Consider the following 2,869-nt stretch of genomic DNA (forward strand, 5'->3'; position numbering starts at 1 on the left):
ATAAAATTTGATTTGTGGTAAATCGGATAATATCAATGAAATTGTCACGGTACAAATTTGGGCTATATAAGGAATAGTAACTGGAAGATTGTAGGGTAATCAAAAAGGCGTGTATTTTAAATCAGAGATACACGTCTTTGAAATGAATGAAATTCAATGAATTTTATTCATTGACAATCGTTCATTCACGAGATATAATTTTAGTGAAAGGAGTTGATTACATGAATATTACGAAACAAAAATCACAAAAGACTTTTGATAAGCAAGCTGCCGATTATGATACAAATATTCAGGGGGAACATGCTCGAAAACTCTATAAGCCGATTATAGAAAATTTAAAAAATAAGAATATACATTCTATATTAGATTTAGGTTGTGGAACGGGTGCGTTACTTAAAGAAATAAAAGAATTAAATATAGCAGAACAACTATTTGGAATAGATATATCTCCCAATATGCTTGAAATTGCAAAAAATAAACTAGGAAATGATGCAACACTTATCTTAGGCGACTCTGAGAGATTACCTTTTGAAGATAGTTCTTTTGACGCCATTGTATGTAATGACTCATTTCATCATTATCCACAACCAGATATTGTAGAGAAAGAAGTGTCTAGGTGTTTAAAGCAAAATGGAGTTTTCATTATCGGTGATTGTTGGCAACCAATCGGAGCAAGACAGATAATGAATTACTATATGAAACACAGCAATAGTGGAGATGTAAAGATTTATTCAAAAAAGGAAATGTTGTTATTATTATCAAAAGACTTCCACGAAATTGAATGGAAATCTTTTGGCACAAGATCTTGTTTAATTATAGCATACAATAATTAAACCGCAAGAAAGGAAAGAAAACAATGCGTATTTCAAAAGAACCAGAGGAACGTAAACAAGAAATTTTAGAAACAGCCATTAAATTATTTAGTGTAAATGGGTTTGAAAAAACTTCAATATCAGACATAGCAAAAGAAATTGGAATAGCACAAGGATTATGTTATAGATATTTCCCATCAAAAGATGTACTTTTTCAGTCTGCTATCAATGAATATTCAAATATTTTAGTCGCCAATATGACAAAAAATATAAATATAAAAAAGGATAGTTTAAAAGATATTTTGCGGAAGATGATACTTTTTGCAGAACAAGAAGATGATACATATTATCCAGTTTTTCATAATAACCAAAATAAAAATTTCCATAATTTATTAACATTGAATGTATGTGAAAAACTTTTTCCTATTGTATCTGAAATTATTGAAAGAGCAAATTACACAAATGAAATACAAGTCAATGATGTTGAAATGTATGCCAGTTTTTGCATATATGGACAACTAGGAATTATTTTAAATACCGATATATCAATTAAAGAAAAGAGTTCACGGATAAAGGCATTTTTTAGGGACTTGTTTAGGCTTTAAATCTTCCCCTGCCAAAAGGCAGGGAATATTTAAATAAATTAAATGAATAATTTTCATTCAATAGGAGGAATTAAAATGAACAAAAATATTGATTTTGTAAACGGAAACACAAAAAAATGTTTACTTGAAATGACTGTTCCTATGATAATAGCTATGTTTTTAAATATGGCATATAATCTCGTAGACAGTCTTTGGATTGGAAATTTGTTAGGTGAGCAGGCATACGCAGCGTTAACAAACTCGACACCTATTATTTTAATCTTAACTTCAATTGGTATGGGAGCAACAAACGGGTTAGCCATTCTATTATCACAGGTAATTGGTGCGAAAAATGAGCAAAAGAAAAAGAATATTATAGTTACTTCTTTTTTTGTATCTATAATTCTTTCAGTGTTTATGACAATTGTGTTGGAGATTTTTTTAGAGCCTATTTTGATAGTTTTAAATACACCGACTGAAATTTTTGATATGGCAAAAAATTACTTATCTATATATGCTTTGGGATATGTAGCAGTTTATTTGTATTTATACTTTACAGCCATTTTAAGAAGTTTTGGCAATACTATGTTTCAAGCAGTTGCAATGCTTGTGTCTACTTTATTGAATGCTATTTTAGATCCTATTTTCATTAACATAATTGGATTTCACGGAGCGGCAATCGCAACCTTAATATCACAGATTATTTGTTTGGCGTTTATGTGCATTTATATTTATCGTAAAAAATTATTTAACCTTTCACTATCTGATTTTGATACAAAAGAGATTATGCCGTTTGTAAAAAATGCTGTGCCGTCTGTCATTCAACAAAGTATTCCTGCTATTAGTACAACATTTTTAACTGCTATTGTTAGTACTTATAGTATTTCTGCTATTGCTGGCTACGGAGTTGCTGGAAAATTAGAAATGATATTATTTTATCCTGCTATGGCTCTTAATATGGTGTTGACTTCAATCGTAGGGCAATGTATTGGAGCACAACGTATCGACAGAGCAAAGAATTATCTGAAATTGGCGTTAAAATATGGTATTGTTGTTTCAAGTGTATTATCAGCAGTTGTTATTTTCTTCTCTAAACAGTTGGCAAAATTGTTTGTTTCCAACGTAGCTGTAACAAATGTTGTCAGCCATTATTTTTTAATTGTTAGTATCGGTTATGTTCTTTACACTATTACTAGTTGCTACTTAGGTACTTTAAATGGTATAGGAAAACCAACAAAAAGTATGATACTAATGATATTCTACTATATTATTATTCGTATTCCTTTTGCCTATCTATTATCTTGGCTGGCAGAAAATTTAAATGGTGTTTGGATAGCGATTTTAATCAGTCACATAGTCGCCTGCATTATAACTATTTTAACAAGTAATCAAATTATTAAGCGGTTATATGGAAAACTTTATGATAGGACTAAAAAAGCAAGATATAAAAGCATTGAAAGTAACTGCTGTGGA

The 2,869-nt window shown here is 29.9% G+C and carries 3 protein-coding genes; all 3 read left to right on the forward strand.

Annotated features, from left to right (window positions below; all coding sequences use genetic code 11):
- Positions 1 to 146: 146 nt before the first annotated feature.
- Positions 147 to 833 carry a class I SAM-dependent methyltransferase gene (locus ACLVEP_RS12595; RefSeq protein ID WP_223380606.1) on the forward strand — a complete coding sequence of 229 codons (687 nt, stop codon included), beginning with the start codon at positions 147 to 149 and terminating at the stop codon, positions 831 to 833.
- Between the two features lie 23 nt (positions 834 to 856).
- The gene (locus tag ACLVEP_RS12600) at positions 857 to 1,417 is read left to right on the forward strand and encodes a TetR/AcrR family transcriptional regulator (RefSeq protein ID WP_008728836.1); all 561 of its coding nucleotides are present in this window, start codon (positions 857 to 859) and stop codon (positions 1,415 to 1,417) included.
- Between the two features lie 75 nt (positions 1,418 to 1,492).
- A partial coding sequence (locus ACLVEP_RS12605; RefSeq protein ID WP_173864692.1) for an MATE family efflux transporter occupies positions 1,493 to 2,869 on the forward strand: 1,377 nt, incomplete at its 3' end.

Source organism: Faecalibacillus sp., from assembly GCF_047023275.1.
In the GTDB taxonomy this organism is placed as follows: domain Bacteria; phylum Bacillota_I; class Bacilli_A; order Erysipelotrichales; family Coprobacillaceae; genus Faecalibacillus.

Coding starts and splice junctions, on each gene's coding strand:
- ACLVEP_RS12595 (WP_223380606.1), top strand. CDS start 147: ATGAAATTCAATGAATTTTATTCATTGACAATCGTTCATTCACGAGAT.
- ACLVEP_RS12600 (WP_008728836.1), top strand. CDS start 857: ATGCGTATTTCAAAAGAACCAGAGGAACGTAAACAAGAAATTTTAGAA.